At 45.4% G+C, this 25,902-nt stretch carries 26 protein-coding genes; 4 read left to right on the top strand and 22 right to left on the bottom strand.

Features of this window, described 5'->3' with window-relative positions; all coding sequences use genetic code 11:
* Positions 1-72: 72 nt before the first annotated feature.
* From fur to WA407_RS06885, 4 genes are all read right to left on the bottom strand, one after another.
* Positions 73-570, bottom strand: a complete 498-nt coding sequence (fur, locus tag WA407_RS06900) for a ferric iron uptake transcriptional regulator (protein ID WP_039270985.1) — start codon at positions 568-570, stop codon at positions 73-75.
* Between the two features lie 99 nt (positions 571-669).
* Positions 670-1,323: a stage II sporulation protein M gene (spoIIM, locus tag WA407_RS06895; RefSeq protein WP_023989222.1), complete on the bottom strand. Its 654-nt coding sequence runs from the start codon at positions 1,321-1,323 to the stop codon at positions 670-672.
* Positions 1,324-1,510: 187 nt separating this feature from the next.
* Positions 1,511-2,707 (bottom strand): endonuclease Q family protein, encoded by a 1,197-nt coding sequence (locus WA407_RS06890; protein WP_336077031.1) that lies wholly within the window; start codon positions 2,705-2,707, stop codon positions 1,511-1,513.
* Positions 2,708-2,711: 4 nt separating this feature from the next.
* Positions 2,712-3,323: an NUDIX domain-containing protein gene (locus WA407_RS06885; protein ID WP_235309564.1), complete on the bottom strand. Its 612-nt coding sequence runs from the start codon at positions 3,321-3,323 to the stop codon at positions 2,712-2,714.
* Positions 3,324-3,448: 125 nt separating this feature from the next.
* On the opposite strand from WA407_RS06885, the gene mciZ reads away from it, so the two are divergent.
* Positions 3,449-3,592, top strand: a complete 144-nt coding sequence (gene mciZ / locus WA407_RS06880; RefSeq protein ID WP_250261079.1) for a Z-ring formation inhibitor MciZ — start codon at positions 3,449-3,451, stop codon at positions 3,590-3,592.
* Positions 3,593-3,662: 70 nt separating this feature from the next.
* Here mciZ and WA407_RS06875 read toward each other — a convergent pair whose 3' ends face one another.
* On the bottom strand, positions 3,663-4,796 hold the full coding sequence (locus WA407_RS06875) for a tripeptidase T (protein ID WP_039270980.1): 1,134 nt from the start codon (positions 4,794-4,796) through the stop codon (positions 3,663-3,665).
* Positions 4,797-4,881: 85 nt separating this feature from the next.
* On the opposite strand from WA407_RS06875, the gene prli42 reads away from it, so the two are divergent.
* Positions 4,882-4,986, top strand: a complete 105-nt coding sequence (gene prli42 / locus WA407_RS06870) for a stressosome-associated protein Prli42 (protein ID WP_023989226.1) — start codon at positions 4,882-4,884, stop codon at positions 4,984-4,986.
* Positions 4,987-5,105: 119 nt separating this feature from the next.
* Here prli42 and lipB read toward each other — a convergent pair whose 3' ends face one another.
* The 6 genes from lipB to WA407_RS06840 form a co-directional block, all read right to left on the bottom strand.
* Positions 5,106-5,804 carry a lipoyl(octanoyl) transferase LipB gene (gene lipB, locus WA407_RS06865; RefSeq protein ID WP_039270978.1) on the bottom strand — a complete coding sequence of 233 codons (699 nt, stop codon included), beginning with the start codon at positions 5,802-5,804 and terminating at the stop codon, positions 5,106-5,108.
* A 45-nt stretch (positions 5,805-5,849) separates the two neighbouring features.
* The gene (locus WA407_RS06860) at positions 5,850-7,241 is read right to left on the bottom strand and encodes a dihydrolipoamide acetyltransferase family protein (RefSeq protein WP_039270976.1); all 1,392 of its coding nucleotides are present in this window, start codon (positions 7,239-7,241) and stop codon (positions 5,850-5,852) included.
* 88 nt (positions 7,242-7,329) lie between these two features.
* A complete protein-coding gene (locus WA407_RS06855) occupies positions 7,330-8,316 on the bottom strand; it encodes an alpha-ketoacid dehydrogenase subunit beta (protein WP_039270974.1) in 987 nt (328 codons plus the stop codon).
* Positions 8,317-8,318: 2 nt separating this feature from the next.
* Positions 8,319-9,347, bottom strand: a complete 1,029-nt coding sequence (locus WA407_RS06850) for a thiamine pyrophosphate-dependent dehydrogenase E1 component subunit alpha (protein ID WP_025723034.1) — start codon at positions 9,345-9,347, stop codon at positions 8,319-8,321.
* 140 nt (positions 9,348-9,487) lie between these two features.
* Positions 9,488-10,909: a dihydrolipoyl dehydrogenase gene (gene lpdA, locus WA407_RS06845; protein ID WP_336077030.1), complete on the bottom strand. Its 1,422-nt coding sequence runs from the start codon at positions 10,907-10,909 to the stop codon at positions 9,488-9,490.
* A 126-nt stretch (positions 10,910-11,035) separates the two neighbouring features.
* On the bottom strand, positions 11,036-11,269 hold the full coding sequence (locus WA407_RS06840; RefSeq protein WP_069289844.1) for a hypothetical protein: 234 nt from the start codon (positions 11,267-11,269) through the stop codon (positions 11,036-11,038).
* A 208-nt stretch (positions 11,270-11,477) separates the two neighbouring features.
* Between WA407_RS06840 and WA407_RS06835 the strand changes: the two genes are divergently transcribed.
* Entirely contained in the window at positions 11,478-12,074 is a 597-nt protein-coding gene (locus tag WA407_RS06835) for a thymidine kinase (RefSeq protein WP_336077205.1), read from the top strand.
* 170 nt (positions 12,075-12,244) lie between these two features.
* On the top strand, positions 12,245-13,021 hold the full coding sequence (locus tag WA407_RS06830) for a sporulation protein (protein ID WP_336077029.1): 777 nt from the start codon (positions 12,245-12,247) through the stop codon (positions 13,019-13,021).
* Positions 13,022-13,129: 108 nt separating this feature from the next.
* Here WA407_RS06830 and WA407_RS06825 read toward each other — a convergent pair whose 3' ends face one another.
* The 11 genes from WA407_RS06825 to dxs form a co-directional block, all read right to left on the bottom strand.
* Entirely contained in the window at positions 13,130-13,534 is a 405-nt protein-coding gene (locus WA407_RS06825) for a hypothetical protein (protein ID WP_235309559.1), read from the bottom strand.
* Between the two features lie 354 nt (positions 13,535-13,888).
* Positions 13,889-14,392: a hypothetical protein gene (locus WA407_RS06820; protein ID WP_336077028.1), complete on the bottom strand. Its 504-nt coding sequence runs from the start codon at positions 14,390-14,392 to the stop codon at positions 13,889-13,891.
* A 168-nt stretch (positions 14,393-14,560) separates the two neighbouring features.
* Positions 14,561-16,261 carry a methyl-accepting chemotaxis protein gene (locus tag WA407_RS06815; protein WP_235309557.1) on the bottom strand — a complete coding sequence of 567 codons (1,701 nt, stop codon included), beginning with the start codon at positions 16,259-16,261 and terminating at the stop codon, positions 14,561-14,563.
* A gap of 282 nt (positions 16,262-16,543) precedes the next feature.
* Complete coding sequence (locus WA407_RS06810; protein WP_235309556.1) at positions 16,544-17,293, bottom strand: class I SAM-dependent methyltransferase; 750 nt, start codon at positions 17,291-17,293, stop codon at positions 16,544-16,546.
* A 529-nt stretch (positions 17,294-17,822) separates the two neighbouring features.
* Positions 17,823-18,626 carry a sporulation transcription factor Spo0A gene (spo0A, locus tag WA407_RS06805; protein WP_023989239.1) on the bottom strand — a complete coding sequence of 268 codons (804 nt, stop codon included), beginning with the start codon at positions 18,624-18,626 and terminating at the stop codon, positions 17,823-17,825.
* A 217-nt stretch (positions 18,627-18,843) separates the two neighbouring features.
* Positions 18,844-20,004: a SpoIVB peptidase gene (gene spoIVB, locus WA407_RS06800; protein WP_336077027.1), complete on the bottom strand. Its 1,161-nt coding sequence runs from the start codon at positions 20,002-20,004 to the stop codon at positions 18,844-18,846.
* 123 nt (positions 20,005-20,127) lie between these two features.
* Entirely contained in the window at positions 20,128-21,846 is a 1,719-nt protein-coding gene (gene recN / locus WA407_RS06795) for a DNA repair protein RecN (protein ID WP_336077026.1), read from the bottom strand.
* A gap of 58 nt (positions 21,847-21,904) precedes the next feature.
* Positions 21,905-22,354: a transcriptional regulator AhrC/ArgR gene (ahrC, locus tag WA407_RS06790; RefSeq protein ID WP_013310809.1), complete on the bottom strand. Its 450-nt coding sequence runs from the start codon at positions 22,352-22,354 to the stop codon at positions 21,905-21,907.
* Positions 22,355-22,370: 16 nt separating this feature from the next.
* Positions 22,371-22,847 carry a hypothetical protein gene (locus tag WA407_RS06785; protein ID WP_254328383.1) on the bottom strand — a complete coding sequence of 159 codons (477 nt, stop codon included), beginning with the start codon at positions 22,845-22,847 and terminating at the stop codon, positions 22,371-22,373.
* Between the two features lie 155 nt (positions 22,848-23,002).
* On the bottom strand, positions 23,003-23,854 hold the full coding sequence (locus WA407_RS06780; protein WP_235309553.1) for a TlyA family RNA methyltransferase: 852 nt from the start codon (positions 23,852-23,854) through the stop codon (positions 23,003-23,005).
* A gap of 76 nt (positions 23,855-23,930) precedes the next feature.
* Positions 23,931-25,829 carry a 1-deoxy-D-xylulose-5-phosphate synthase gene (gene dxs / locus WA407_RS06775; RefSeq protein WP_039270954.1) on the bottom strand — a complete coding sequence of 633 codons (1,899 nt, stop codon included), beginning with the start codon at positions 25,827-25,829 and terminating at the stop codon, positions 23,931-23,933.
* Positions 25,830-25,902: the final 73 nt, after the last annotated feature.

The following is a 25,902-nucleotide window of genomic DNA, read 5'->3' as shown; positions in this document are numbered from 1 at the left end:
GAACAACAGATCCCGAACCAAAAAAGCTCTCCCGAACGCATCTTCGTCGGTGAGAGCTTGGGTAGTCAGCTTTTAGTCCTGAGATTTGTTTTTTTTGGATTTGCCCAAAGATTTCTGAGCAGTCGTATCGTTCTTCGCCTTACAACGATAACAAATACCGTGGAAGTCCAAACGATGATCCACTACGGTAAAATTATATTCCCGTTCCAGGCGCTCCTCCAATGGTCCAAGCCAATCTTCCAGTATTTCATCTACACTGCCACACTGCACACATATCAAATGGTGATGGTGATGTTTGGTTGTATCGCCGCGCAAATCGTAACGCGCAACGCCATCACCAAAATTAATTTTCTCCACGACATGCAGTTCACTTAGCAGTTCTAGGGTACGGTATACGGTTGCCAGACCGATTTCGGGAGCTTTCTCTTTGACGAGCATAAATACATCTTCCGCACTCAGATGATCATCTTCGTTCTCAAGTAAAACTCTGACGGTGGCTTCCCGCTGAGGCGTTAGTTTGTAGCCCTGGGATTGCAGTTGCTGCTTAATTTTTTCGATCCGTGCTTCCATGTGTCTCCCTCCCCCTGCAAAGCTACTGCCTACTGCACTTTTTTCACTCCTATTATTATAGGGGGTCTATACAAATAAAGTCAAACATTTTGAAACGGATCAAGATGACACGGAAGCTGTCAGCATAGGAGTGACCCATTGCATCATAACCGGGGTGATCCAAGTTTCAAAGGACGCGCTACCAATAAGAAGCACCATCATCACAGCAGTCAATCCTGCGTAAGACAGCAACGGACGCAGCATTCCGTCTGACGGCCGGGTAGCGAGTATTTTGGTTTTGATCATATGGATGGAAAAAGTCATCGCAGCCACGCTGCAGACGAGCAGTACCGGAATCACGAGCAGGTTATGGGGAGCAACTGAAACCAAAGAAAATAGCAGTCCTTTCCACGAATATTGCCCCACCATATAACCTACTGAAAATCCGATTAGCACACCCTTGAGGAAATTCAATACAAGAATGCCCGGTAGACCAATAACCGAAAGGCCACACACCCAAATTAGGCCGACCCATTTCAGATGTAAAGATACGCTATCCCAAAAGGTCGAGGCCGCCTGCGAATCAGCGAAGCCCTGTTCGTTTTGATTGACCGTTACAAAAAAATCCTTCAGGTAACGGGACAAATCCTGTAACTGCTCCAGCGAGAGTGCGTTTACCATAAGTGCGCCAAAGACGACTCCCACCAGAAACAGCACAGCCAAGAAAACATAATACGGCGTCTGATCCTTTAACGTATGACGAAACCATTGCATCGGCGTCCTGCCCCTTTCATCTGCTTGTTTGTCCAAAAAACAACCGTAATCCGATGGCTGATGGCTAGAAATGGGGCAGCTTTCGCTGCAGATCAAACATCACGAATGATGTGCCAAGCCAGCGGCAAGATAATTTATGGTTATGAACAAGCAGACGCTGATATGCCTTTAGAGGGACAAGACTTTACTAGGACTTAGCTATTTTGCCGTATGTTCCACCACCACCGGATACAAGCGACAGTCGCCCCTCGCGTGAAAGCACAATTTGCTCTGCCAACACTTTACCCACGACTGCTGCTAACTCCTCCTGTGTAACCTCATGTAAAATATTCATTTCTGTTCCAAATGCAGCCAATAGCTGGTTCAGCTTGGCTTTGCCCAGACCTGGAATAAACTCCAGTGGAATCTGGTAAATGTACGGCGGACGATGGGGCGGAATCATGGGTTGCTCACGGTCGGCAATGCTCCATATTCGATCCAACACACCTCGCACAAGCTTGGTATGACCACAGTCAGGACAACGTTCATCCGCCATCTGTTGCTCGTCAATAATCGTACCGCAGCTTTGACAGTAAGAACGATGGTATTTGCCCAGTTTCGGATTTAATCCGTAATTGGCACGCACCCGTCGTCCTTCCCGCCGCTCCAAAGCCATTCTGAATTCATCAAAACACGGCTTTGCCAGTGATAATTTATTGTATTCTCGTCCGATTTTCCCAAGTGAATGGGCATCTGAATTCGTGAGAAAGCTGAAGCGATCCAGTTCCGAAATCAAACCGGCCATAGATGAATCTGCGCTCAGCCCCAGCTCCACCCCACTAATGAGCTCCATATCCAGCAGTTCCTCCATACGAGCCGCTGAACTGCCGTATATGCCCTTATGAGGAGTAAAGACGTGCGCAGGCACCATAATGCCTCCACGTCCGTAAATTTGCTGCTGCAACTCGCGTGGCGGTGCATAGATTCGTTGTGAGCTGAGATTAACATTTTTCATATGCCGGGCCAGCCATTGGGTAAAATCCTCCATCGCCACCAGATCTGGAAAATAGGCCAGTACGTGCGTCTCAGGACGACCTTCAGCACGTATTTCCAGCTCCGTGCCAAGGAGAATGACCGTATCCCGGTATGCGATACCTCCGCCGCTGATTTCCTTCATTTCACCCGTATGTAAATAGGTATGAATATCCTCCTGTACATTAGGTGCATGGCAGTCAATGATACCGATCAGCCCAATTCCTTTGCGACCGGAGGCTTCCTTAGCTATGTTGGCAAAGGTCAGATCGCGGCTGCCACTAATTTTGACCGGATTTCCCTTCTCTGTCCTGCCAATATGAATATGCAAGTCTGCAAAGTAGTCGTTAAGTTCTACTATATTTTCATCCATACGCTTAGAAGCTCCCTGTAAGTTGGCGGAGTTGCCATGCATAGACGGCCAGAATCGTTTTAGCATCACTAATCCGTCCTTCACGAATGAGCGTCTGTGCTTCTTCCAGCGTCACCTCAAACAGCTCCAGAAATTCATCCTCATCCGGTTCCATCTCACCTAACTCCAGTTCTTCGGCCACATACAGATGAATGATTTCATCCGCAAAGCCAGGAGAGGTATAAAAGGAGTGCAGCAGCTTCAACGACTTAGCAGTATAACCTGTCTCTTCTCTCAGCTCACGCCCCGCTGCTTCCATCGGGTCTTCACCCCGCTCTAGCTTACCTGCAGGAATTTCTACCTCACAGCGCCCCATCGCCTGTCTGTACTGGTCCACGACCAGCATTTTCCCTTTATGTAGTGCCAAAACAGCCACCGCACCTGGATGCTTTACGATCTCACGCTTGCCAGTGGAGCCGTCGGGAAGCTCTACCGTGTCTACCTGTAATGTAATGACCTTTCCCTCAAAGATAGGCTGTGTGGACACGGTCTTTTCCTCCAGCGCAGGATTGGAATAAGGCTTGCGATGTGCATCGTTTGTTGGATTGTTCAATTGTCCGTTCGTTTGCTCGTTCATCGGTAAGTTTCCTCCTTCATATCTATCTTTCTTTATTAATTATCACCAAAGTTAGTCTAACTTGTCCACTTTGTACATATGCTGGTGGTAGAATAACAAACTTCCTGTCCTGAGGAGATGCAGAAATGAAAAGCTACTGTACTGAAAGCACCCTCCATATCGTTGGTAAAGCCTGGCAGATTCAAGCACTCTTGCGTCAATGGCAAAAGGAACATGGACCTACAGCCACCATCGCTTCGCTAGCTGTTCCAAAAAAGGTTCAGGTCTAAAGACGAAGGAACGCTGTTCCTGTCTTTAACCTGAACCTTTTTCAGTATGTTGCAAGTGTATAATACAAATTTATTTTGTGGTTTCTTGAATCAGAGCTACGACAACTTCAGCAACCTTCACCAAGTCATCGGCCTTAATCTTTTCCTCTGTTGTATGGATGTTCTGGTAGCCCACAGCCAAATTCACCGTTGGAATTCCAAGCCCATTAAATACATTAGCATCTGAGCCACCACCGGAATGGAAGGTTGGCGTTGCCAGTCCCAGTCTTTGAATCGCACGCTGAGCAACCTGTACAACTTCATCATGCTCTGTAAAGCTGAATGCCGGATAGATGACTTCACTGCGGAACTCTCCCTGTGCACCAAATTCACGTGTGGTGGTTTCCAGTGCTTCACGCATATGCTGGATTTGATGATTAACCTTTTCTTGCACAATACTACGAGCCTCTGCACGGATCAATACAAAATCGCATACCACATTCGTCGCGCCGCCGCCCTCGAAACTGCCAATGTTAGCGGTCGTTTCCTTATCAATCCGTCCTAGTTTCATTTTAGAGATTGCTTTAGAAGCGACCTGAATGGCACTAATGCCATCTTCGGGATTTACCCCCGCATGAGCGGACTTCCCAGTTATCTTCATTTCAATACGTGCCTGCGTTGGGGCAGCTATACAAATAGAGCCGACCTCACCATTTGAATCCAAAGCATATCCGAAATCAGAATCTAGCACTTCCGGCTTCATCGCCCGTGCACCCATCAAACCAGATTCCTCACCAGCCGTAATCACGAACTGGATTTGACCATGGGGAATATTCTGTTCGCGCACGACACGAATCGCCTCGAACAAAGCAGCAATTCCCGCCTTGTCGTCAGACCCCAGAATCGTTGAACCGTCACTACGAATCCAGCCATCCTCACCCAACTGCGGCTTAATGCCTTTACCCGGAGTAACGGTATCCATATGGCAGGTAAAAAACAATTTGGGTGCTTGCTCCACACCTTCCGCTTTCCAGGTGACGATCAGATTGCCTGAACCATGTCCGGTTCTTTCACGAGAATCGTCTTCCATTACTTCCAGCCCAAGTGCATTAAACTTTTCTTTTAGAACACGTGATATTTCCTGCTCATTTTTCGTTTCGCTATCCACCTGTACGAGTTCCATAAATTCCTGTACGATTCGGTCTTTTACTACTTTTACTGTCATTAAACTTTCCTCTCTTTCCCGATTACGCTACAATACGGATAGATGTTCTTATCTATGACTTAAACCTATCCTAAAGGAGTTACACATGTCGAACAAAAAATGGGTTCGTTTTTTCGTCTACATTATGCTCGCAGCTATGATTGGTTCTACGCTGTTCATGGTAATTGAGCCGTTTATTATGCCACTATAATAAATTCCCACTCAAGGTATCCGGCTGCTCTAAGGCACTATTGAGGCCTCGAGTGGACGAGCTGTTACGTAAAGCAAACAGGCGGGCTTCCGTGTAGATACACAATAGCCCGCCTTACTTTATTGGAAAGAATGCGTTTGCCATTGCGCAACAAATGAAAATTGCTGTTCAAAGTACGGTACAATTTCCTTCGCAATCTGCTCCACCGATATAGGCTTCTGTATGCAGTCCTCCAATGATGTCACACCGTATTCCTGAATTCCGCACGGGACAATGCCCTCAAAGCCCTCATGCTGTATCCCTGATTTGATGTTAAAGGCAAAGCCATGGCTGGTTACGAAGCCCCGACGGTGCTTACACTTGTTGAATTTAACGCCAATGGCCGCAATTTTAAGATTCCCGATCCATACCCCCGTATATTCAGGCTTACGGCTTCCCTCAACTCCATAAGATGCCAACAACCGGATGATCACTTCTTCCAGACTTCGAAGGTATCCGTGCAGATTCAACGCCTCCCGGTTGCCGAGCATAAGTAGAGGATATCCGACAAGCTGCCCCGGCCCATGATATGTAATGTCTCCCCCACGGTCAATCTGAAAGACGCTGATTCCCTGCTCCTTCAGTTGCTCTGGTGTGAGGAGCAAATGTTCAGGATGCCGCTGAGAACCAATCGTATAGGTCGGCGGATGCTGGAGAAGCATAAGCGTTTCTCTTGCCTCTCCCGCATCCAGCTTTCCCACAATCTCCTTCTGGACATCCCATGCATGGGCATATTCCATCCTATTCGTATAGGTTACATCAAGCGGTCGTCTGTTCACGGCCTGTCACTTCCTCTCCGTACATTTCCCCCACTGTTCGGATGATTAGTACAGCTTCGTATCTAAAGTGTAGCCTTCTAGATTTTCTTTAACCCGTTGCAAGAATCGTCCGCAAATCACTCCGTCCAAAATGCGATGATCCAGCGACAAGCACAAATTAGCCATCGAGCGGACCGCAATCATATCATCAATAACCACGGGTCTTTTGACAATGGATTCAAAGGTAAGAATGGCAGCCTGCGGATAATTGATCACCGGATAAGATAAAATTGAACCAAAGGAGCCTGTGTTGTTTACAGTGAACGTTCCGCCTTGCATGTCGTCCAGTTTGAGCGTGCCTTCCCGGGTTTTACGTGCCAAATCGTCAATTTCACGAGCTAATCCAGCAATATTTTTCTGATCCGCTTTTTTAATAACAGGGGTAAGAACGGAGTCCTCCGTACCTACGGCTAGCGAAATATTGATGTCTCTTTTGACGATAATTTTGTCCACTGCCCAGACCGAATTCATAATCGGATATTCCTTGATTGCATTCACGACTGCTTTCATAAGGAAAGCCAGATACGTAATATTAATTCCTTCTTTTTGCTTAAATTCGTTTTTGATCTTGTTGCGGAGCATCACCAGGTTGGTCACATCCACCTCAATCGTCGTCCAAGCATGTGGAATTTCGGAAACGCTTTGTCGCATATTGCGAGCAATTGCACTGCGAATGGGTGTAACATCAATAAAATACTCGGATCTGTTGTTGTTGCCACCTTCAACTTCGATCACAGGAGCTTTTGGAGCCTCCGTCAAATGAATCCCACTGTTACGAACCGGAATAGCAGGGTCCATATTTTGAATCGGTGTACCGTGCTGAGTAGCAGACTGCTGTCTTCCTGCAAAAGGAGAACCTTGTCCTGATGTCGTCGCAGTCGGCTGTCCAGATACTCCAGTAGGAGCAGAACCGCCCTGCTGCACATAATTCAGTACGTCTTTGCGGGTAATTCTCCCCCCCATGCCCGTGCCTGGTACTTGGCTTAAGTCCACATTATGCTCAGCAGCCAGGGTTTGCACCGCTGGGGAAAAACGTCCTCTCATGGACTGATCCGATCCAGCACTCTGCTGAGATTGTGTTTGTACGGTGCTTTGAGATGCTGGTGCAACAGGTGTCGCCCCTGGTGCAGCCGTAGGTGCAGCCGACTTCGTCTGGATACGGCAAATCAACTCTCCTACCGCTACTGTTTGACCTTCCTCTGCCAACAGATCACCCATAATGCCGTCCAACGTGGATGGGATTTCTGCATTCACTTTATCTGTAATAACCTCGCAAATCGGCTCAAATTGCTCTACCGTTTCACCAGGTTGTTTGAGCCATTTGGCAATTGTCGCCGATACGAGCGATTCTGCCAATTGTGGCATGGTCACGTCGTTCCATTGTGTTTGGTCTGACATTTTTTCAACTCCTTAACATCATAGGAGGGCGCGTTTTTCCGCTACCCCCGCTATACTTTTGGAATGCTTTCGTCCAATCTGCCCTATATTAATACATTGCAAGACGGCGCATGGCTTCCTTAACTTTATCCTTGTTTAACATATAAAACTTCTCCATCGGTGGACTGATCGGCATGGCTGGTACATCAGGAGCACATAGACGCTCAATCGGCGCATCCAGCTCGAATAGACATTCCTCATTAATAATAGCCGATACCTCGGCACCGATGCCGCCCGTTTTGTTGTCCTCATGCACGATTAATACCTTACCTGTATGTCGTGCAGCCTCAACAATGGCTTCGCGGTCCAGCGGTTGGAGTGTGCGCAAATCCACAACATGTGCGGTAATGCCCTCTTCCTTCTCCAATTCCTCAGCAGCCTGCATGACAAAATGCAAAGGCTGGCTATAACCGATGACCGTAATATCGTCACCCTCACGTAATAGATTAGCCTTGCCAATCGGAACGATATAATCATCCTCAGGCACTTCACCCTTGATCAGCTTGTAGGATTTTTTATTTTCAAAAAACAGCACCGGATCAGGGTCACGAATGGCTGCTTTCAGCAATCCTTTTGCGTCATAAGGGGTAAATGGAGCAACAATTTTCAAACCCGGCGTACCAAAAAAGATCGATTCTGGACACTGAGAGTGATACAAACCGCCAAAGATCCCACCACCGATTGGCGCGCGGATTACCACAGGACAGTTCCAATCGTTGTTAGAGCGGTAGCGGATTTTAGCAGCTTCACTAATAATCTGATTGGTCGCCGGAAGCATGAAGTCCGAATATTGCATTTCGGCAATTGGCTTCATTCCGTACATGGCCGCACCAATCGCAACCCCGGCAATAGCCGACTCAGCCAATGGCGTATCCATGACACGTTGCTCACCAAATTGGTCCATAAGCCCCTTTGTCGTTGTAAAGACGCCGCCCTTCACCCCGACATCCTCCCCTAATACAAAAACCGTTTCATCCTGCTCCATCTCTTCTTTCATGGCAAGACGAATCGCATCAATATATTCCATAATCGCCATCGTTACCGGCCCTCCCCATCGCTATCTGCATACACATGCAGCAGCGTATCTTCGGGCTTTGGAAAAGGCGCTTTATCTGCATATTCAATCGCTTCCTTGACTTCGAGCAGCAGCTCAGCCGACAGATCCGCATCCTTGGCCTCATCCCAAATGCCGCATTCGATCAAGTAGCTTTTCATACGGGCTACGCCATCCTTGGCCCAGTTCTCATCCACTTCCTCCTTGGTCCGGTAAGCCAGATCATTATCCGAGGTGGAGTGAGGAGACAGTCGGTACATCATGGCTTCGATCAGCGTAGGACCTTCACCGCGGACAGCACGTTCGCGTGCTTCCTTCACCGCCGCATATACCGCCAATGCATCATTACCATCGACTCGAATCCCTGGAAATCCATATCCCAAAGCACGATCGCTTACCTTGCCTGCCAACTGTTTATGAATCGGAACCGATATCGCATATTGATTGTTCTCGCACATAATGATGACTGGCAGCTTTTGTACACCAGCAAAGTTACAGCCTTCGTGAAAATCTCCCTGATTGCTGGAGCCTTCTCCAAACGTAACAAACGATACAAAATCCTTTTTCTGCATTTTGGCAGCCAAAGCTACACCTACTGCATGCGGAACCTGTGTTGTTACTGGGCTGGAGCCTGTCACAATACGCAGCCGTTTACTACCAAAATGTCCTGGCATCTGGCGACCACCGCTATTGGGATCATCTGCCTTAGCAAATGCCGACAGCATCAGTTCGCGCGGCGTCATTCCTACCGCAAGCACGAATCCATAATCCCGATAATAGGGAAGAAAATAGTCCTTTTCCCGGTCAAGGCCGAAAGCTGCACCTACTTGTGCCGCCTCCTGTCCAATGCCGGAAACGTGGAAATTAATTTTCCCTGCCCGTTGCAGGAGCATGTTGCGCTCGTCAAATCTTCTTGCAAGCAACATATATCTGTACATATCAATAACTTGTCCGTGAGTAAGTCCTAGCTGTTCATGTCTGAAGCCAGCGTCTACAGCGCCTTTAGAACTCATTGAGGCACCTCCTTAAGTGTCAAACATCCTACTTCCAGTACCTAGTACCATCTTGTCTTAAAACCTGGTACTAAACTCTGACTAACCCCATTATAATCCTTTTCTCCCCAAAAAGAAAAGCACCGATTTATTTGAAACGTTTATATGCCAATCGCCTGTCCATCAACGGCCAGCATCGCTTCTCCCAAAATCTCCGACAACGTCGGATGCGGATGAATAAGCTGTCCGACTTCCCACGGCGTAGCATCCAGCAGTTGCGCAAGAGCCGCCTCGCTGATCAGGTCCGTCACATGCGTACCGATCATATGTACACCGAGAATATCATTGGTCTTCTCGTCGGCCACTACTTTGACGAAGCCGTCCCGACTGCCGTATACAAGCGATTTCCCGATAGCTTGAAAAGGGAACTTCCCTGTCTTCACCTGATGTCCACGCTCGCGGGCTTCTTGCTCCGTTAAGCCGACGCTTGCGGCTTCAGGACGTGTATAAATACACCGCGGAATCAGATGGTTAGGTACACTGTGAAAATCTTCGCCCGCCAGATGATGAACCGCCTGCAAACCTTCATGGCTCGCTGCATGCGCCAGTTGTAAGCCGCCGATGCAATCCCCAATGGCGTAAATATGTGGTTCATTCGTCTGCAAATGTTCATTAACTGAGATAAAGCCACCCTCTACGCGGATATCCGTATTTTCCAGCCCTATATTTTCCACATTTGCCTGACGCCCTACAGAAATGAGCAGTTTGGTAGCGCTGAGGGTTTCGGTTTCTTCCCCTTTTTGCACGTCAATCTGCACACCTTCCTCATCTTTGCCGTATGTTTTAGCCAGCACTTGTGAACCCGTCAGCACCTTGACACCACGCTTGGTTAACAAACGCTGCATTTCACGCGAAACGTCTTCGTCTTCCGTGGGAATAAGTCGATTCGCAGCTTCAACCACCGTAACCTCCACGCCAAAATCATTTAGCATGGAAGCCCACTCCACGCCAATAACACCACCGCCCACGATAATCAGGGATGCTGGTAGCTCCTCCATCGTTAACGCTTCGTCACTGCTCAGAATAAATTCGCCATCTGGCTCTAGTCCGGACAGCATACGCGGACGTGATCCTGTTGCAATAATGAGATGTGCAGGAACAATCGTTTCCATCTCACCATCTTCTAGTTCCACGGCAACTGCCCCGCTTTTTGGAGAAAATATAGACGGACCAATCACGCGCCCCTTACCGCTCAGTACCGTAATTTTATTTTTACGCATCAAAAATTGAACGCCCTGATGCAGTTGTTCCACAACGGCTTCCTTACGTTCCTGAACATTGGGAAATACAAGCTGTGCTCCCGATGTCTCGATACCGTATTGTGCACTTTCTTTAATCGTGGCATATACTTCCGCACTGCGTAGCAAGGCCTTACTCGGAATGCAACCACGGTGCAGACAGGTTCCGCCAAGCTTGTCCTTTTCGATGATAACCACTTCTTTGCCTAGCTGGGCGGCACGAATGGCTGCTACATACCCCCCGGTTCCTCCACCCAAAATAGCGACATCACAATGTATAGTCATGTTTCTCCTCCATTAACAATTGATTATATATAGCTTATTGTACTCTCTTTATTTCACTGTACAAAATATAGCGTTTAGGCATAGGCTACAAAAAAACTAACCCTTTAATCCAGATATCTTTCCATATCATTCATACAGTGCATCTCGTAACTTAGTAGACATCCTTGAACTTTGTGCTGATTTGGCTCGCAGCGCCTTGCGAAATGATTCATTTTGCTTGCGCAGAAAGTTCAGCTCTGTCTCCAGCTCAGTGATGAGTTCTAGAGCTTGCGGGCTGATCAGCCCTTGCTCCAGTAATGCTCCTTTTTTGGCACTATAATCCGTATTTTTTTCGTCCATGCCTTTCACTCTTCCCTTCATTCCACTACGCTTCACCATATCATGCCCACGGCGGCAGAGCAATGACGACCACATTTACGTTTTAGGAATGGACATACAAAAACATGTCGAAAATCAATATATTTTCTCTAGTCTGTATACGGCTGGTTATGGTAATCTATAATGGCGTTTTCTTTCGGAGAAGAAGATTTACAGTGTTATGTACATGTTACAGAGAGGGGAATTCGCTTTGCCTACAGGACGAATTACGATTATTACAGGCCCCATGTTCAGTGAAAAATCCGGCGAATTGATTCGCCGCTGTCAAAAACTAATCCAATACGGGCATCGTAAAGTGGTAGCTTACAAACCCGCTGAAGATAACCGCTATGCCGAGGACGAAATAGTAAGCCGGATCGGATATCGGCTGCCCGCTATCTCTATCCCAAGAAAACTTACAGATGAGCTCGTTCAGCGTATTTTGCAAGAAACAAAAGATGCCGACGTGGTTGCCTTTGACGAAGTCCAGTTTTTCAGTCGTCATATTATGTCGCTTGTACAAGAGCTAGCTTATTGCGGCAAGCATGTAATTGCCGATGGGCTGAATCTGGATTATCGAGGGAAAGAGTTTGGCTATGTCGGTGGTCTGCTCGCCATGGCGGATGACATCGAGAAGCTGACTTCCTTTTGCGCTGTCTGCGGTAGCTCGGAAGCAGTATTTACGCAACGTATGGTAAATGGTAAACCTTCCACTGTGGGACCTATTGTGATGATCGGCGACTCTGAGGCTTATGAGCCTCGTTGTCGAAATTGCTTTATACCTCCTCATAAAGTGAACTGCGAGTAGTGGACAGATAGATCGACAAGCTGCAATATGCTACGTGAGTACCAGTGACTTTTTTCTTGCATTTTTTTGGAACGAATCGAACCATTGCCCCGTATATCCGGTTAAGCTGTACAAGTTTTTAGTTTTCGTTTGTATATCATGACCATGAGATTATCTGGGGGGACGGAATAATGAGTTTTTTTAACAAAATCTTAGCAAGCGCAGGAATCGGTTCAGCTAAAGTCGATACGCTGATGGATCAAGCTGTATATGTGCCTGGGGAAGAACTTAGTGGCATCATGCGCATCAAAGGCGGCAAAATTGATCAGGAAATCGGCAAAATTGACATCAAGCTCAAGACTGAATATATCGTGGAGCACGATGATAAAAAAACTACCAGCACCTGCTGCATTGCACGGATTAAGGTATCTGACGGCTTTCATCTAGAGCAAGGACAGGAGCTTGAAATTCCTTATTCCTTCAGATTGCCATTGGAAACTCCTGTTACTCACGCCAAACAGCCCGTCTGGCTGGAAACAGCATTAGATATTGGCATGGCTTTGGACCCGACCGATCGTGATTCACTCAAAATCGAACCACATCCCTATATGAATACAGTGTTTGAGGCGGTTCACCTGTTGGGCTTCCGATTCCGCTCCTCCACCTGCGAACGTCATCCTAAGCTGGGACGCGGCGTTCCGTACGTACAGGAATTTGAATTTACGCCCGGATCAGAATATGCACGTGATATCGAGGAGCTGGAGCTGGTTATGCAGTTGGAACCCGAGGGTGTGCATGTGCTTGTAGAAGTAGACCGCAGGGGCAAAGGGTTTTCTGGTTGGCTTGAGACTGCATTTGATATGGATGAGCGCCATGCCTGGTTGAGCTTAAGCCGGGAAGAGCTCTCCTATGGACCCGATCACATAGCGGATGCACTCGAGGAACTAATTGACAGACAAATTAGATAACAATGTAAAAATACAAACAAAAAACTCCTAACCAATTTACTACATCGGTTGGGAGTTTTTATTAATTAAAAGAATTCTTTAATGATGGTCCTCAATCGTCTGTATAGACTAAAGTGGCAACATATCCTGTCTTTCCGCCTTATGCTTACACTCTTTGCATACCCCATACAACGACCCATTGTCATCCGCATAGAAGGTTAATTTATCTTCTTTTTTACAAAAGGAGCATTTTTGCTTGCCTGTGCCCTGGATAGAGTCAGACAGTCCAAACCCAGTTTGGGCCTGAATACCTGCTGCTTTTGCATTCGTGCGTGGACCGGAGGACACTTTAGACTTAGATTCATTACGGGTGCGGGATTGTCGAGCGGACTTACGAGGACGAAATTCAACGACATTACTGTCCCGCTGTTCATTCACTTGTTTGTTGCTGCTGCGACTACGCCTTACTTTAACAATCCAACCCAACCCCACCAACAACACGCCCAAGAACACCCAAGTCAGACTATACCACATGCTCTCATCCCCGCCTTTGCTTTAGAATCAATTGGGTTAATACCACTAGCCCGTTCAATGCGATGACTTAGCCTATAGCTTTATTCATTGAAATATACCCGTGTATACAGCCTCTGTGCTGTTCATCCGATGGTCTCCATATAAAAATCGTACCCTCCCGTGCAACATCTGACTCGCCTCTAACTGAGCATATTAGGTAAATCATCTTTACCTGAGAAGTACATTGACCCGTTTTACAAATTGTACATCATACTTTTGAAAAACGATAATATCCCCTCTAGGAAGATCGTTCTCCTTATCATAATGCTTATCTACTGCCCAATGGTGAGAATAAAAATGGCCCAGATGGCTACATTACTTCCCTTGATAATAAAAATCAATGAATCTTTTCGTTAACGGATTAAACTTATCAAAGCGTTTGCGGTGCGGTAAAAAGCCTGACTTATGTACTTGTTCTGCTAGTGTTTCTACATGTTCAAATCGCTTGAAAAAGGGCAACGCGAAAGTGTAAATATCTTCAATAATCTCTTGGATCACCCGTTCTCTTTCAGCTTCTGTGGACACAGGGTAATCCCTGTTTTCCGTATATTTCTTGGTGAGAGCAATCAACTCACTGTGAAAACAAGCGCCAGTACTATACTTCTTTTTTATTCTTTTGGATTCTACGATAATATAAAATTTTAATGCACCATATTTTGTCGCACCAAAACTAATTTCAAATATAAATTCCTTGGTTTCTTTTTTCAAAACTTTTCTGCCTTTCAGATATTTAAAATCATTCAAAAATGGTGTAGCTATGATTTTGTCTATCGCTAACTGACGTAGTTCACTTGCTTTAAGTTCAGTCTTATTATCCATGATGGTCACTCCAACCCAAAAGAATTTCCCACCATTATATCATATCGTTCCAATTACAGGCTTCTCATATCCCCACCCTTTAATCACAATATATTAATAAAAAATAGAAAAAAAGCTGCTCACAATAGAGCAGCTAGTTCCTCTGAACCATAAAAAGCAGTATACGAATTATACTTTGAATTTCCCAATTTGCCCTTGCAGGTCTTCCGCCATTTTGGATAGATTTCTTGCAGAAGAGGCAATTTCCTCCATGGATGCCAGCTGTTCCTGAGTTGCGGCAGATACGTGTTGTGTCCCTGCTGCGGCTTCCTCAGCAATCGCTGAAATTTGTCTGACAAAACCAACAATCTCATCAGTACTTGCAGACATTTGTTCTGATCCGGCAGAAACCTCTTCAATTTCACTGGCCACTTTATTTACAGTTTCCTGAATTAGTTCAAAGGATGCGCCTGCATTTTGTACAACTTCACGACCTGTCATGACATCCTTCCCGTTGGACGCTACCGCCTCAATAGCATGGGTAGTATCCTTTTGAATCAATCCCACAAGCTCCGTAATTTGTTGAGCAGAATGAGCCGATTGTTCAGCCAACTTGCGAACTTCGCCTGCAACTACAGCAAATCCGCGACCATGTTCTCCTGCACGGGCCGCTTCAATCGCAGCGTTCAAGGCAAGAAGGTTGGTCTGACTAGAAATATTGGTGATAACATCAATGATCTTGCCAATTTCGTCTGAGCGCTCTCCCAATCCAGCCATGAGATCTGCCAATCCATTCATCGAATCATTTACGGCATTCATCTGCGTAACTGCCTGTTGAATCATCTGGTTACCTTCAGCCGATTTATGGGCCGCATCTTGCGCAGATGCGAATACATTTTGCGCGCGGATGGCAATTTGCTCAACACCGATAGACATTTCCTCAATAGCTTGGGACGATTTCGTCACCATATCTACCTGGTCTCCCGTTCCAGTAGCTACTTCTTGCACCGTTTCGGTTATTTGGGCAGATGCTTGGCTGTTTTGCTCTGCGCTGGCCGTCAATTCTTCTGAGGAAGTGGTTACCAACTCAGCCGTATTACTCACAGATTGAATCAGTTGACGAAGATTCTCAACCATGGCGTTAAAGGAATGTGCCAACGTACTGATCTCGTCCTTGCCCTTCACAATGATAGTTTCACTTGTAAGATCACCCGATGCGATACTTTCAGCAGCACGACTAATTCGCAAGATAGGTTTAGAAATAATCTGGGCTATGATGATTGCCATGATCAATGCTAGTATAACGGCTGCTATACTCAGAATGATGACCAATTGTCTCCCTGAAATAAAGTTGTCAACAGCTTCCTTCGTAGTCTGTTTAGATCCATCTGCATTCAATTTAATGAGCTGGCTGATCTTATCGTTTGAACTATACCATAACTTATAGGACTCTTGATGAAGAATGCTTGATTGAGTGTAATCATTAGCTTTCCCCGCTTCAATCATTTCTGGCAACTTAGCCAAATACTCCGCATAATTTTTGGAGAATTCTTCATACATTTCACGTTCTTTAGGGGTAGCAATTAATTTTTCGTATGTTTTTCGGCTTTCCTCAACCTTTTTTAAAACCTTATCATATTCGGCCTGAACCTTCTCCATTTCTTCTGGGTCACGTTCTACAATAATGTTTAATGAGATCCGCTCTACATCAGATATATCGCCATTTAGTGTTCCCAGGATAGTCACACTTGGCATCCAATGGCTATCTATTTCCATCGAAGTGTCGCCTAAATTTTTCATTCTTGAGATAGATGTTGTACTAATGACAATCAATAATATTATTACCGCAAGAAAACCCAATATCAATTTTGTTCGAATGTTAAATTTCATATATTCGCTCCTCAGTTCTCTTTATATTAGATACTATATCGACAAGAAACGACACATTGTTTATATCAAATTTAAAGAGAATTTCAGAACTGTTTACAAAAGGGAACTTTTTCTTCGTGATGGTTAGTGCAACTGATTCAGGTTTATTTTTATAATCAGTGTGAAGGGTATTATGTCTCATAATTTCTGCCATTTAGCGAGGACGATGCTAAAAATCTTTATTCACTCATTCCATCAAACTTTAAAAAAAGGATACCCAAAAAACGGGTATCCCTTTATGTTTTACTTCCTAGCAATCACCATAAATCGTTCTGAATTTGTCCTTATTCCTAATTCGGTTTGATTGTCCGAAATAAATTGTTGGAGTATTTGAAAATCAATTTCTTCTTCTCCGAAGTTGGGAATAATTGGTGTGTGTTTCAAGAGAAATATTAAGTCTGCAGGAGTCTGATAATATTCGGTTGCATTGAATTCAAATGACTGTATGTCCTTAAAGCCCGCGTCACTTAATTCGGTAATATATTGAGCTTTTAACGAGTCTTTCTTAGCACCCCATGCCTGTCCTCTTCCAAACGCTTCTTTAATATTTAATTTGTCGTTTTCGCTTACTTGCTGTGTCAGGAACATACCATCCTTTACTAACACCTTTGCTATTTCTTTTGCATAAAAACATGAATGTCGAGAAGAGATTACATTAAAGAAGTTCTCAGGAAAATTTAGATTTTCAGCATCCATCTGGAGAAAACGAACATTTGCTATGTCTGATTCAGCAGAATTCTTGGTTGCTGTTTCAATCATTCCGGTGGAATGGTCAATCCCAACTAAAAGTAATGCAGAATCTGCTATTGATAAAATTGCTTCCCCGCCGCCAGTACCGATATCAAGCAATATATCCGACTTCTTGCATGTCTTCGCTACTTCATTGTAGAAGTCCCATTTTACTCCTTTGGAGATACATTTCACATTGCTGAAATTCCAGCCGTTGATTTTTCCAATCTTATTATAAAACTCTTTATACTCTATTGAATTCATTTTCTTTCCACCTTCCAATTAGGGATAAATACTACGGGATAGCAGACCGATATCATTCATTATTTTAGTTTTGTAGTCAAAAGGATAGACTTTCCCCTTGACGGCTGGTACGCGTTTTTTCCAGCCCGGAAACTAAATACCTCGAACAATACGGAAAGACATCCGATTCACCTCATTTGAAAGATTGTTTTAATTATATTTCTAATAGAGCTTGTCGATCAAGCAATAGTTCAATAATATTTCTTTACAACTTTCTACCTTAATAGAACGACTACTGAAAGTAATGAAAATGATGATAATTGAAGAAAACTTTAAATTGTCCAATTGAAATTCAAAATCGTTTATAAAAAATACCGCCTATTTACTGGTTCTTGGAAGAACCAATAAATAGGCGGTATTAGTTGTCTACTATTCAGAAGTTTATCGGATCGGGTCGGCTGTTTTGGAAATATAATAGCCATCCCTGCAATTATCATTGATAAACGTAAAACCACAAAAATCCCTTGCTTCATCAATCATTCTGACCCTTTCAGGACACCTTGTTCTCAATTCTCAGCTTATCTGCTACCATCGCTATGAACTCTGAATTGGTTGGTTTGGACTTACTGATATTAATGGTGTACCCGAACAGGTGTGAAATGCTGTCGATATTTCCACGGGTCCATGCTACCTCGATAGCATGACGAATGGCGCGTTCTACGCGAGATGCCGTCGTTTTGAACTTTTCGGCGATTGCTGGATATAACGTTTTGGTGATGGCTCCCAAAATTTCGATATTATTGTACACCATCGTAATGGCTTCGCGTAAATATTGATAGCCCTTGATGTGAGCTGGTACACCAATTTCATGTATGATGGCCGTGATACTGGCATCCAGGTTTTTCGTCTTACCCATAGGTACAACGTTGGACCGCATGGATGAAATGGTCACCGGACTGCTGCTAACTAACTGCGGCCCCACTAATTGGCGAACACGGTTAGCCAGCACTTCCATGTCAAACGGCTTCAAAATATAATAAGATGCCCCAAGCTGTACGGCCCTCTGTGTAATATTTTCTTGACCGAATGCAGTCAGCATAATGATTTTCGGCTGTGGAGTCAGGTTCATTTCTCTTAAACGCTCCAATACACCGAGACCATCCAGATGAGGCATAATAATATCTAAAATAAGTACATCAGGTATGTTGCGGGATTCTGCGATGCGTTGGAGCACTTCTTCGCCGTTATAGGCGATTCCTGTAACTTCCATATCCTCCTGATCGGAAATATATTCAGCAAGCAAATTCGTAAATTCCCGGTTGTCATCAGCCAACAATACCTCAATTTTTTGCAATGTACTTCCTCCTCATTGAGTGATATTCCATTGTGATATCTTGTTTACAGTATATAAATATTTCTTGTCGGAGTATATGATTTCGACATCGAATTATGAATTCCTTCTGTCGAAAATTATTTTTATTTATTTTTTTTATAGTTTCTATTATAATTGATTCTTTATCTTGCAAATATGAGTTATTCCCCTGCTTTTCGACAAAAAAATCTTAAGGCCACTAGCTCGCCTTAAGATTAGAAGATAATTTCAAGCTTACGTTATTCTGCATGATTCCTGCATCGCGCAGCATCCATTCGATAAAACAACCGTAACCTGATTTAGGATCATTCACAAATACATGTGTTACAGCCCCGATAAGCTTACCATTTTGAATAATCGGACTACCGCTCATTCCTTGCACGATTCCCCCGGTCTTATCCAACAGCTTTGGATCTACAATGCGAATCACAAGTCCTTTGGTTGCTGGTTTGTCCTGCTGAGAAATGTGTACAATTTCCGCCTGAAACCGCTGAATTTGTTGACCTTCCAGTACAGTCAAAATTTCTGCAGGTCCTTCCTTTACTTCATTCGCAAGAGCCACCGGAATAGGAGTTGAATACAATCCATATTGCGGCTCATCTGACATTTTCCCAAAAATTCCAAAATTCGTATTTCGTTCAATATTTCCTAATACCCGATGATCTTTGAGAAAATGAGCGCGTTTTTCTCCTGGTTCCCCACTTTGGCTTTTCGCAATTGACGTCACATTGGACTGCACAATCTCTCCGCTCCCCACGACAATAGGGGTTTGGGTATTCATATCGGTAATTACGTGGCCCAATGCCCCGTATACACCCTGGTCCGGTGCGTAAAACGTTAATGTACCTACACCTGCAGCCGAGTCTCTAATATACAACCCAAGCCGCCAGGCTTTATCATCTTGATCATATGCTGGTGTTAACTTCGTGGAAATCGTCTGCTCTCCTCGACAAAGTGTAATGTCGAGCGGCTTTTTATTCTTACCTGCTTCGTCTACTGCCTCAGCAACCCTTGCCAGGCTATTGAGTGGTTTGCCGTTCATGTGTGTAATCCGATCCCCTAGGCGAATCCCCGCTGTTTCACCAGGTGACACCTTACGATCATTACTTTCCTGAATGATATGGTGACCGACGACAAGCACTCCTGAAGATTTTACTTTGACCCCAATCGTCTGCCCCCCCGGGTATACTTTTAAATCGGGAACTACACTTTCTTGGGTTGTCCTCATGCTTTTAGAGCCGAACAAATCCAAAGAAGCTTGTGGAGGCAGCGCGGCTTGCACATGCTGAGCGTTACCGATAGTACACATAAGAAAAACAAGCAAAAGACCGAGCAATTTGATCCTGGAGTAAAAATTCAATGGCTGTCACGCTCCCTTTGCTTCTTTCGCTTGACGAGTAAAGGTGGTCGCCAATTGCGTACCTATAAGGTAACCTTGCCCCCAGGCTTTTATAACTGTTAAACATTACGCCAGCCGCTCTTTTCAGGCTTTCTTTCCTTCCGCCAAATTCAGCATTTCCTGTGCGTGATGCAAAGTTTTTTCGGTAATTTCCACGCCGCCCAGCATCCGTGCCAATTCCTTGACACGCCCGTCCTCCGTAAGTCCCTCAATTTGAGTCATGGTCCGTCCATCATGGACATTTTTCTCAATAAGGTACTGATGATCTGCCATACATGCCACCTGTGGCAAATGAGTAATGGAAAAGACCTGACAAACGGAAGATAAACGATATAGCTTCTCGGCAATGGATTGAGCTGCACGACCACTCACCCCGGTATCCACCTCGTCAAAAATGAGTACTGGAATTTGATCATGACGCGCAAAAATACTTTTCATCGCCAACATGATACGTGATAGCTCACCGCCTGAAGCAATCTTACCAAGTGGACGTAATGGCTCACCTGGATTGGGCGATATTAGAAATTCCGCATTATCAATGCCCTGCTTGGTAGGTCTTACCTTCAGACCTTTATACTCATATCCGCGTTGATCTTCAATTGGATCAATGTGCACCTTGAGTGATGTTCTTTCCATCTGCAGGTCTTTTAACTCCTGCTCCACTTGCTCTGCAAGCTCTTCAGCACAAATTTCGCGTGCTTCTGTAAGCTCTTCCGAAATCTCAAGCAAATCGGAAAGCAACTCGTCCCGTTTTGCAATGAGCTGCTCCAACCGCTCATCTTTATTTTCAAGCAGATCGGTTTCCTGCTCAATACGGCTATAGTATTCCAAAATCTGCTCTATACTATCACCATATTTTCGCTGTAACCCGGTAATTTGATTCAAACGTTGCTCCACTTCATGCAGCTTGCCTGGATTAAATTCAATATCCTCACGATAAGAACGTAATTGGAATGCTGCGTCCTCCAACTGGTAAAAAGCAGACTGAATCTGCTCCGCAATGGGCTGAAGGCTTTTGCTGTCATAGCTTTGGACATCGTTTAATCTGGACAACACGTTATTGATCGTATCCAGTCCACCTCTGCCGCTTAGCAGTTCGTATGCTCCTGATATCCCATCCATCATTTTCTCACTATGGGATAGCTTGACCCGTTCCTCTGCCAATAATTCGTCTTCTCCCAATTTCAACTCCGCCGCAGCGATCTCTTCTAATTGAAATCGGTACATATCCAAAAGCTGATAAGCCTTTTGACTGGAGCTTTGCAGTTCTCTTACTTCTTTTTCCGCTTTGACAAAAGCATTGTAACGCTCCCGATAAAGCGTTTTGACCGGACCAATGACCGAATCACCGAACGTATCCAGTAGCGCCAGATGGCGATCTGCACGTAGCAGGCTTTGATGCTCATGTTGCCCGTGGATATTGACGAGTTGCTCACCTACCTCACGCAGCATCGTTAAATTAACCATCTGGCCGTTAATTCGAGAAGAGCTTTTCCCTTGAACCGTAAGTTCGCGACGAATCAGCAAATGCTCCTCCGCATTAGCCTTAATCCCTTGTTCCTCAAGTGTATTCCAAACTGGATGTTTTACCGGCAGTTCAAATAAGGCTTCCATCTCTGCTTTATCACAACCGTAACGCACTAAATCAGCAGAGCCCCTACCGCCTGCAATCAGCCCAAGCGCATCGATAATAATGGATTTACCAGCACCAGTTTCCCCGCTCAACACATGAAACCCTTTATAAAAATGAACATCGACGGCCTCTACAACCGCCAAATTCCGTATAGACAAAGTGACCAGCATCGTTCTTTCACCTCTATGATGTACAAATTAAAACGCCTAATATGCGTAGCCATTATAATTAGGAAATGTAGCCCATAAGACGATTCACGATAGCTTCACTGTTTTCTTCCGATCGGCAAATAATCAAAATGGTATCATCCCCGCTAATCGTCCCCATGATCTCGGACCATTCAATATTGTCCAATAAAGCAGCAATCGAGTTGGCTGTTCCCGGCAGGCATTTCATCACAATCAGATTGGTTGTGTAGTCAATATGCAAAAAGTTATCGACCAACGTACGTTTCAGTTTCTGGGCCGGATTGTAACGTTGATCTGAAGGCATCGAATATTTATATCTGCCATCGTCCATTGGAACCTTGATGAGCAGCAACTCCTTGATATCACGCGATACGGTCGCCTGCGTGACCTGAAAACCAGCCTTACGCAATGCTTCAACCAGATCATCCTGCGTCTCAATCTCATGTTGTGAAATAATTTCCCTAATTTTAATATGTCGTTGACCCTTCATATAATCCTCCTATGGATTAACCTTCATATTCCTCTTCTTCGAGGTCTTCCACTAATGTAATAAGGCGAATACTTCGCTCGTCCGTATCAACGTACAATACACCCGCGCAACCCGGATAGAGCAATAAATACGGCATGAGCCTGTCCCTTAAATCAGGACCACTCCACTCCATTGGTTTCTTGCGGCGTGACGTTTTGACCATATATGTCGAACCGTTTCGTACAGCTACGTAGTCTATAAACAAACGGCTATACACGGTATGTCCATTCACTTTAAAAGCAAGCGGTATTTTCATCTTCCCGCCCACTACTTCATATCCTGCTTCTTCGAGTAGGTCTGTGACAGGCCCTTCGTCCAAGTCCTCGTTAATCGGTATCGTCTTTAGCACAAGCGACCCTGGCTCCTTCAACCAGGCACGTAGGCTATACAAAGCCCATATCCCTAATATCACCCCAATCACAGCGATGATAACCGTATCATATCTTGTGTCCATGGACCGATCACCTCATGGACATATTCTAGGACAAGATGTAAAATCCCTTTTCCTTTGTACATCTCATTATAGGCGAACGTGAGTTCTACAATCAATCCCTCACACCAAAAAGAGGTTCCCTTAAGTTCACAGAACTCATGGAGAACCCCTGAATGTTACTTACGCGATGGACCATTATTAAAAGTCTGACCTGCTTCCTGAACGGTACGTTCAATCAGTGGTCTGAAATCCAACTTCTCCAGCTGCGATTCTGCAGCAGGAAGCCCATCCAAACGCCAATGCGCTAAAAATTCAATATTGCCTTCTCCACCTGTAATAGGCGAATAAGCCAAACCTTGCAGCGTAAGTCCAAGCTCATGTGCAAACATCAGAATGGTCTGCAACACTTCTTTATGCGTAGCAGGATCACGGACCACACCGGATTTTCCGACCTTTTCGCGTCCAGCTTCGAATTGCGGCTTGATTAGAGCTACAATATCAGCAGGTTGATGCAACAAGGCAAGCAACGGGGGCAAAATAATACGTAATGAAATAAAGGAAACGTCAATACTAGCGAAATTCGGCACGGAACCATTCAAATCCGCGGGTGTCATATATCTGAAATTCGTTTTCTCCATTACGCATACTCGTTCATCATTACGAAGGGACCAATCCAGCTGGTTATAACCCACATCAATGGCGTATACGTATTCAGCTCCATGCTGAAGCGCACAATCCGTAAAACCTCCAGTGGACGAGCCAATATCCAGCATTGTCCTGCCCTTCATATCCAGCTCAAATTGACGGATGGCCTTCTCCAGCTTCAATCCTCCACGGCTTACATACGGATGCACCGAACCCTTAACTTTAAGCTCGCTGGCGCGTGGTACCTTCATCCCCGCCTTCTCGATCCGTTCGCTGTCCGCCAGCACTAGCCCAGCCATAATCGCAGCTTTAGCTTTTTCACGGCTTTCAAAAAAGCCTTGTTCTACAAGTAATACATCAATGCGTTCCTTCGGAACAGACATGTTAATCTCCCTTTAGGCAGCCAAGCTGCTCTTGTCATACTTTTTATAAACGTCATGGTCTTCACTTCAAGTTACCCTATACGGATTGTCCCATGCCATATGCTGGCTCAGCAGCCCATTTACGCAGCTTTAAGCATACATCTTCAATGGTAAGACCTACTTCAGCACGCTGCTCTTTGATGGAGCCATGCTCCACGAACAGATCGGGAATCCCCATTAGGCGCACCTGTGCCTCTTGTATTTCGGCTTTAGCGTAAAATTCCAGTACAGCGCTACCCAAGCTTCCTGCTTCAGAAGCTTCTTCCAATACGATCAGCTTCGTATGCTGACGAGCCAGCTCACGCAACATATCCTCGTCCAAAGGCTTCAGGAAACGGGCATTCACGACGCCCACTTGCAAACCTTCCCGTTTCATCGCCTCCGCAGCCTCTGTCGCCACCTGGAGCATCGGTCCTGATGCGATTACAGCAAAGCCCTCGCCTTTACGCAGGAGCTCCCAACTGCCGATGGGAATAGCCTGTAATTCTTTATCCATCGGCACGCCAACCACATTAACACGCGGGTAACGATAAGCAATTGGACCATCTTCATAGTCGAGCGCTGTTTTCATCATATGGCGTAGCTCGTTCTCATCCTTTGGCATCATAAGCACAAGATTCGGGATATGACGCAAGAATGCCACATCAAACACGCCATGATGAGTTTCCCCGTCAGCCCCAACAAAACCTGCACGGTCAATCGCGAACATTACGTTCGCATTATGACGACAGATATCATGCACAATCTGGTCATAAGCACGCTGCATAAAAGTGGAATACACCGCAAACACCGGTTTCATCCCTTCCATTGCCAACGCAGCACACATGGTAGCTGCATGCTGTTCAGCAATGCCGACGTCAATCATACGGCTAGGAAACTCTTTACTAAACGGTACCAATCCTGATCCGCCAGGCATAGCGGGGGTGACCGCAACGATGCGCTCATCCTGCTCAGCCAGCTCAATCAACGTTCGACCGAAAATTTCCGTATACATCGGATTACCTACAGCTTTGAGTACCTGACCCGATTCAATTTTGTAGGGACTGATTCCATGCCATTTGTGTGAGTCTGCTTCCGCAGGTTTATAGCCTTTGCCCTTGGTGGTTACGACATGCACCAATACAGGGCCAGTGACATTATCAGCCTGCTGGAAGGTTTCGATTAGCTTCGGCAAATCATGTCCGTCCACTGGACCGAGATACGTAAGTCCCAGTTCCTCAAACAGTACACCAGGCACCATCATATATTTAAGACTGTCCTTGACACGGCCAGCCGATTTGGCAAGTTTACCGCCGATCGCGGGTATTTTTTTCAGCAAAACTTCCAGCTCATCTTTTGCTCGCAAATAATGACGGTCCGAGCGGATTTTACTCAAATAATTATGCATGGCCCCTACATTAGGTGCTATGGACATTTCGTTGTCATTCAGAATGACCATTAAATTTTTGCGCTCATGACCGATATGATTCAACGCTTCGAAGGCCATCCCCCCAGTCAACGCTCCGTCTCCGATCATTGCAATGACTTTATTGTCCTCGCCCTTCAAATCTCGAGCCAAGGCCATTCCCATTGCCGCCGACAGAGAAGTGCTGCTATGACCGGCTTCCCAAACATCATGCTCGCTCTCACTTCTTTTTACAAAACCACAAAGTCCATCACGCTGACGAAGTGTATCAAAACGATCCATTCGCCCTGTCAATATTTTGTGTACGTAGGCTTGGTGCCCAACGTCATAAATCATCTTGTCCTTTGGACTGTTATAGCAATAATGCAGGGCGATCGTGAGCTCAACCACTCCCAGATTCGATGCCAGATGCCCCCCAGTCACGGACAGCTTCTCAATCAAAAAGCTCCTGATTTCCTCGGCTAGAGAAGCCAACTCCTCAACCGACAGTGATTTCAGATCGCCTGGTTGCTTTATGTGTGGAAGCAGCACGCATATCTCCCCGCTTTCCTTCAAGTTTGTGTGTAAAGTTAACAAGTATTATATCACACTTTTTAACTGTGCT

Origin of the sequence: Paenibacillus sp. 203, from assembly GCF_037027525.1 — a bacterium.
In the GTDB taxonomy this organism is placed as follows: Bacteria; Bacillota; Bacilli; order Paenibacillales; family Paenibacillaceae; genus Paenibacillus; species Paenibacillus polymyxa_B.
Note: the sequence above shows the minus strand (reverse complement) of the source record. Positions and strands in the feature narration are given on the sequence as shown.

Bases quoted from the DNA above. Each gene is read 5' to 3' on its own strand.
- ahrC (WP_013310809.1), bottom strand. From the start codon at position 22,354: ATGAAGGGTCAACGACATATTAAAATTAGGGAAATTATTTCACAACAT.
- WA407_RS06840 (WP_069289844.1), bottom strand. From the start codon at position 11,269: ATGAAGGGAAGAGTGAAAGGCATGGACGAAAAAAATACGGATTATAGT.
- WA407_RS06890 (WP_336077031.1), bottom strand. From the start codon at position 2,707: ATGGATGAAAATATAGTAGAACTTAACGACTACTTTGCAGACTTGCAT.
- WA407_RS06830 (WP_336077029.1), top strand. From the start codon at position 12,245: ATGAGTTTTTTTAACAAAATCTTAGCAAGCGCAGGAATCGGTTCAGCT.
- prli42 (WP_023989226.1), top strand. From the start codon at position 4,882: ATGTCGAACAAAAAATGGGTTCGTTTTTTCGTCTACATTATGCTCGCA.
- WA407_RS06855 (WP_039270974.1), bottom strand. From the start codon at position 8,316: ATGGCGATTATGGAATATATTGATGCGATTCGTCTTGCCATGAAAGAA.
- spoIIM (WP_023989222.1), bottom strand. From the start codon at position 1,323: ATGCAATGGTTTCGTCATACGTTAAAGGATCAGACGCCGTATTATGTT.
- fur (WP_039270985.1), bottom strand. From the start codon at position 570: ATGGAAGCACGGATCGAAAAAATTAAGCAGCAACTGCAATCCCAGGGC.
- WA407_RS06785 (WP_254328383.1), bottom strand. From the start codon at position 22,847: ATGGACACAAGATATGATACGGTTATCATCGCTGTGATTGGGGTGATA.
- lpdA (WP_336077030.1), bottom strand. From the start codon at position 10,909: ATGACTATACATTGTGATGTCGCTATTTTGGGTGGAGGAACCGGGGGG.
- WA407_RS06810 (WP_235309556.1), bottom strand. From the start codon at position 17,293: ATGAATTCAATAGAGTATAAAGAGTTTTATAATAAGATTGGAAAAATC.
- WA407_RS06885 (WP_235309564.1), bottom strand. From the start codon at position 3,323: ATGAACGAGCAAACGAACGGACAATTGAACAATCCAACAAACGATGCA.
- mciZ (WP_250261079.1), top strand. From the start codon at position 3,449: ATGAAAAGCTACTGTACTGAAAGCACCCTCCATATCGTTGGTAAAGCC.
- WA407_RS06815 (WP_235309557.1), bottom strand. From the start codon at position 16,261: ATGAAATTTAACATTCGAACAAAATTGATATTGGGTTTTCTTGCGGTA.
- recN (WP_336077026.1), bottom strand. From the start codon at position 21,846: ATGCTGGTCACTTTGTCTATACGGAATTTGGCGGTTGTAGAGGCCGTC.
- WA407_RS06780 (WP_235309553.1), bottom strand. From the start codon at position 23,854: ATGTCTGTTCCGAAGGAACGCATTGATGTATTACTTGTAGAACAAGGC.
- WA407_RS06875 (WP_039270980.1), bottom strand. From the start codon at position 4,796: ATGACAGTAAAAGTAGTAAAAGACCGAATCGTACAGGAATTTATGGAA.
- WA407_RS06825 (WP_235309559.1), bottom strand. From the start codon at position 13,534: ATGTGGTATAGTCTGACTTGGGTGTTCTTGGGCGTGTTGTTGGTGGGG.
- WA407_RS06820 (WP_336077028.1), bottom strand. From the start codon at position 14,392: ATGGATAATAAGACTGAACTTAAAGCAAGTGAACTACGTCAGTTAGCG.
- WA407_RS06850 (WP_025723034.1), bottom strand. From the start codon at position 9,347: ATGAGTTCTAAAGGCGCTGTAGACGCTGGCTTCAGACATGAACAGCTA.
- WA407_RS06860 (WP_039270976.1), bottom strand. From the start codon at position 7,241: ATGTCAGACCAAACACAATGGAACGACGTGACCATGCCACAATTGGCA.